General features: G+C 73.4%; 5 protein-coding genes. 1 reads left to right on the plus strand and 4 read right to left on the minus strand.

Going from position 1 to position 4,850, the window contains the following annotated elements; all coding sequences use genetic code 11:
- From CCN56_RS37845 to miaA, 4 genes are all read right to left on the minus strand, one after another.
- The coding region (locus CCN56_RS37845; protein ID WP_179200137.1) for an HD domain-containing protein at nt 1-1,213 on the minus strand (1,213 nt) is incomplete at its 3' end.
- Between the two features lie 175 nt (nt 1,214-1,388).
- Nucleotides 1,389-2,276, minus strand: a complete 888-nt coding sequence (gene dapF, locus CCN56_RS37850; protein ID WP_086832210.1) for a diaminopimelate epimerase — start codon at nt 2,274-2,276, stop codon at nt 1,389-1,391.
- Between the two features lie 438 nt (nt 2,277-2,714).
- On the minus strand, nt 2,715-3,227 hold the full coding sequence (locus tag CCN56_RS37855; protein ID WP_179200138.1) for a hypothetical protein: 513 nt from the start codon (nt 3,225-3,227) through the stop codon (nt 2,715-2,717).
- A 108-nt stretch (nt 3,228-3,335) separates the two neighbouring features.
- Complete coding sequence (gene miaA / locus CCN56_RS37860; protein WP_086832211.1) at nt 3,336-4,274, minus strand: tRNA (adenosine(37)-N6)-dimethylallyltransferase MiaA; 939 nt, start codon at nt 4,272-4,274, stop codon at nt 3,336-3,338.
- Nucleotides 4,275-4,554: 280 nt separating this feature from the next.
- Between miaA and CCN56_RS37865 the strand changes: the two genes are divergently transcribed.
- Nucleotides 4,555-4,815: an antitoxin gene (locus CCN56_RS37865; RefSeq protein WP_086832212.1), complete on the plus strand. Its 261-nt coding sequence runs from the start codon at nt 4,555-4,557 to the stop codon at nt 4,813-4,815.
- Nucleotides 4,816-4,850: the final 35 nt, after the last annotated feature.

Here is a 4,850-nt window from a genome sequence, read left to right on the forward strand (position 1 = left end):
CGCCCCCGACGGCGCCGTCGTCACTCCCCTGGAGGGAGCCGTCCGGCTCCTGGCCCACGTGGGGGTTGCCGAGGGCGACGACTCCGGCCTCGGCGACCTTGTGCATCCGGTGGGTGCGGATGAGGACCTCGGCGACGGCGCCGTCGGGGGCGGCGATCGCGGTGTGCAGGGACTGGTACAGGTTGAACTTGGGGGCCGCGATGAAGTCCTTGAACTCGGAGATCACCGGGGTGAAACAGGTGTGGAGCTCGCCGAGGACCGCGTAGCAGTCGGCGTCCTCGGCGACGAGGACGAGGAGCCGTCCGAAGTCGCAGCCGCGCAGCTCGCCGCGCTTGAGGCGGACGCGGTGGACGGAGACGAAGTGCCGGGGGCGGACGAGGACCTCGGCGCCGATGCCGGCCTCGCGCAGGACGGCGGTGACCTGCTCGGCGAAGGCGCCGAGCTCGTCGGCGGCGCCGGGGTTGTCCGCGATGAGCGCGCGGGTGGTCTCGTACTCCTCGGGGTGGAGGATCGCGAAGACCAGGTCCTCCAGCTCGGTCTTGAGGGCCTGGACGCCGAGCCGCTCGGCGAGCGGGATGAGGACGTCCCGGGTGACCTTGGCGATCCTGGCCTGTTTCTCGGGGCGCATCACGCCGAGGGTGCGCATGTTGTGGAGGCGGTCGGCGAGCTTGATCGACATGACGCGGACGTCGCTGCCGGTGGCGACGAGCATCTTGCGGAAGGTCTCGGGCTCGGCGGCGGCGCCGTAGTCGATCTTCTCGACCTTGGTGACGCCGTCGACGAGGTAGGCGACCTCGTCGCCGAACTCGCGGCGCACCTGATCGAGCGTCACCTCGGTGTCCTCGACGGTGTCGTGGAGGAGGGAGGCGGTCAGGGTGGTGGTCTCCGCGCCGAGTTCGGCGAGGATGAGGGTGACGGCGAGCGGGTGGGTGATGTACGGCTCGCCGCTCTTGCGGAACTGGCCGCGGTGCGAGGACTCGGCGAGGGCGTACGCCCGGCCGAGCACCGTCAGGTCGGCCTCGGGATGGTGGGCGCGGTGCGCCTCCGCCACATGGCCGATGGCATCGGGCAGCCGGTCACGGGGCGCCGGTCCCGCGGTGGCGTTCAGCAGGGCGGCGCGGCCGAGGCGGCGCAGGTCGATCCGGGCGCGTCCGCGTCTGCGGACGGCCACATCGGTGGGGGCGGCCTCGGGGTTGGTGGCCTCTGCGCTCATGGGGCACCTCCGGCAACGTCGACCGGCGGTGGGCGGGCCAGGCGTGCCCGGGGGGCCGGTGCTTGATGCTACCGACCCCACCACGTGGCGCAGTCACGCTCTCGCTCAGCGTGAATCGGATCACCCATTCGAGGGACAGATCAGTCGTTGACAGTTTCGATTCCGTCGCGCGCGATCATGCGTCGGCCGTCAGCCAGGCCGGGTCGACGGTGCCCTCGGCGACGATGACGGCGGGTCCCGTCATGTCGATCCGGCCGTCGGGGTGCTCGGTGATGACCAGGGTCCCGCCGAGGACGTCCACGGTGTACGTGACGGGGGTGCCGGTCTCGGCGGGGTCGACGCCGTCCCGGCGGGCGGTGGCGACGGCGACGGCGCACGCGCCGGTGCCGCAGGAGCGGGTCTCGGCGGCGCCGCGCTCGTGGACGCGCATCGCGACGTGGCGGGGGCCGCGGTCGGCGACGAACTCGATGTTCACCCCGTCCGGGTAGACCGCCGCGGGCTCGTACGGCGGCTCGTCGTACAGGTTCCCCGCGTGGGCGAGGTCCTCGACGAAGGCGACCGCGTGCGGGTTGCCCATGTTCACGTTGCGGGCGGGCCAGCTGCGGCCGTCGACGGTGACGGTGACGCCGTCCTCCGGGAGCGCCGCTCGGCCCATGGCGACGGTGACGGAGCCGTCCTTGTCCAGGTGGACGTACTTGACGCCGCCGCGGGTGGCGACGGCGACCTCGCCGGTGGTGACGTGGCCCGCGTGCTCCAGGTAGCGGGCGAAGACCCGGACCCCGTTCCCGCACATCTCGGCGACCGAGCCGTCGGCGTTGCGGTAGTCCATGAACCACTCGGCCTCGTCGGCCAGGTGGCGGGCGTCGGGGTGGGCGGCGCTGCGCACGACGTGCAGCAGCCCGTCGCCCCCGATGCCGGCCCGCCGGTCGCAGAGCCGCGCCACGAGGGCGGGCGGCAGGTCGACGGCGTTCTCCGCGTCGGGGACGATCACGAAGTCGTTCTCGGTGCCGTGGCCCTTGAGGAAGGGGAGCGGCGAGGTCGGCGAGGTCTGCGTGCTGGTCACGCGATCAACTGTACGGGCCGGGCCCGGCACCCTGCCCGACCTGTCCACGGGCCGGTCCCACCGACGCGGGCCCGCTCGGGCCCCTCCCCCGCGGGCCCCGCTCCGCGGGGGACCGGGCCGGGCTTCGTACGGGGCGCCCGGCTCCGTCCGGCGAGGACCCTGTCCCGTACGCGGCCGGGCCGGGCCCTGCGCGGGTGACGGTCGCTTCCGTGCGAGGCGGGGCCGCGTCCCGTACGGGCGCCGACCATCTCCGCGCGGGACCAGGCTGCGCTCCGTGCGGGCGCGTGTCCGCGAGGCGCACCGGACGGGCTCGGGGCCGTACAGCGCACCGGACGGGCTCCGGTCCGCGAGGAGCACCGGACGGACTCGGGTCCGCGCGGCCCACCGGACGGGCGCGGGGCCGTACGGCGCGCCGGACGGGCGGGCCCGGGTGGTGGTTCAGCGCAGGCGGGCGACGCGCCAGACCGCCAGGGCGACCAGGGCCGCGATCGTCGACACGTACAACGCGAGGAAGCGCCAGTCCGGGCGCTCGCCCGAGCCGCGCTGCGGGAGTCCCGGCCAGGTGTAGCCGACCTTGCGGGCGGCCATCATGCCCCAGCCCGCCGCGCAGGAGCTGATCAGAAGACCGAGCATGGCGACGACGGCGCCGCCGTCCCCCGAACCGAAGGCGAGCGGGAACGCGAACATCAGCGAGCCGACGGCCGCCAGGCCCACGATCGGGGCGAGCTGCCAGATCCGCAGCCGGCGCTGCGGGCGCAGCTCGACCTCGACCTCGTCGGCGTCGACCTCGACGGCGGTGCCCACCGCGTCGTCAGGACCGTCCGGGGTCAGCCCCGGGGTCCCGAGGGGGGCGTCGTCCGTCGGATGGCCCGGTGTGTCGCCCGACGGATCCGCCGTCGGGTCACCCAGGGCCGCCTCGTGCTGCTCTCTGTCGCGAGGGCCGGCCTCCATCGCCACGCGCCCTCCCCACTCGGACTTCACTTGGTCGATCGATGCTCGATGATGGCACGCTCATGACCGCCGAAATGACGGGCAGTGCGTCCCGATGCCATCACGTGATCAGGCTGTAACCGCTCGTTCGACCAACGACAGCGCCTCCCGCGGGAGTTCCCCGCGGTGATCGGCGGCTCCACTGAGCCAGTGCACGCGCGGGTCGCGGCGGAACCACGAGTCCTGGCGGCGCGCGAAGCGCTTCGTGGCGCGCACGGTCTCGGCGCGCGCCTCGTCCTCGGTGCACTCCCCCGCGAGCGCCGCGAGCACCTGCTGGTAGCCGAGCGCGCGGGCCGCCGTGCGCCCCTCGCGCAACCCCTGCGCCTCCAGGGCGCGCACTTCGTCGACGAGGCCGGCCTCCCACATCCGGTCCACGCGCGTGGTGATCCGCTCGTCGAGCTCGGGGCGGGCCACGTCGACGCCGATCTGGACGGTGTCGTAGACGGAGTCGGGCCCCGGGAGGTTGGCGGTGAAGGGCTTGCCGGTGATCTCGATCACCTCGAGGGCGCGGACGATGCGGCGGCCGTTGCTGGGCAGGATCGCGCGGGCCGCCTCCGGGTCGGCGCCGGCGAGCCGGGCGTGCAGGACGCCGGAACCGCGCTCCTCCAGCTCAGCCTCCAGGCGGGCCCGGACGGCGGGGTCGGTGCCGGGGAACTCCAGGGCGTCGACGGCCCCCCGTACGTACAGTCCCGAACCGCCGACGAGGACCGGGGTGCGGCCGGCGGCGAGCAGCCGGTCGATCTCGGCGCGGGCGAGCCGCTGGTATTCGGCGACGCTGGCCGCCTCGGTCACGTCCCAGATGTCGAGGAGGTGGTGCGGGATGCCGCCGCGCTCCTCCGGCGTCAGCTTGGCGGTCCCGATGTCCATCCCCCGGTACAGCTGCATCGAGTCGGCGTTGACGACCTCGCCGCCGAGCTGCTGGGCCAGGAATACACCCAGATCGGACTTTCCGGCCGCTGTGGGGCCGACGACGGCGATGACCCGCGGGGCGGGAGCTGCACTTCTCACCGTCCCAGTCTCGCAAACCTCCCGCCCTGCCCCGAACGAACTGCGTGACGGGCCCCGTGCGGCCTCGTCGCCCGGGGCGGGGTTTCGGCCGTCGATCACCGTCGATCACCACGGAGCCCGTTCCGTCCAAGTACGCTATGGAGTGGATATGGGCGTTTTTGCAATGTTTCACCGCATGAGGCGGGACGCGGTCGAGGCGGGCGAGGGCGCCCGTCGGTAGGACACGGACCGGCAGGACACGGAACACGGGCCCCCGAGGCCCACGGAGGGAAGGCGCCCCATGAGTCTCCTGGATTCGCTGAAGGCCAAGCTCGCCCCGGCCAAGGACAAGGTCGCCGACCTCGCACAGCAGCACGGCGAGAAGATCGACCACGGCCTGGACAAGGCCGGCAGGTTCGTCGACGAGAAGACCAAGGGCAAGTACAGCGACAAGATCCAGTCCGGTACGGGCAAGGCGAAGGAAGCCATCGACCGGATCGGTCACAAGGACGACGGCACGCCCGGGAGCGGTGGCGCGACGACGCCGCCGCCGGCCGCCTGACGACCGGCGTCACCCGACAGTCCCTCCGCACGGCG

This window comes from Streptomyces sp. NRRL B-24572, assembly GCF_002156145.1.
Lineage (GTDB): Bacteria > Actinomycetota > Actinomycetes > Streptomycetales > Streptomycetaceae > Streptomyces > Streptomyces vietnamensis.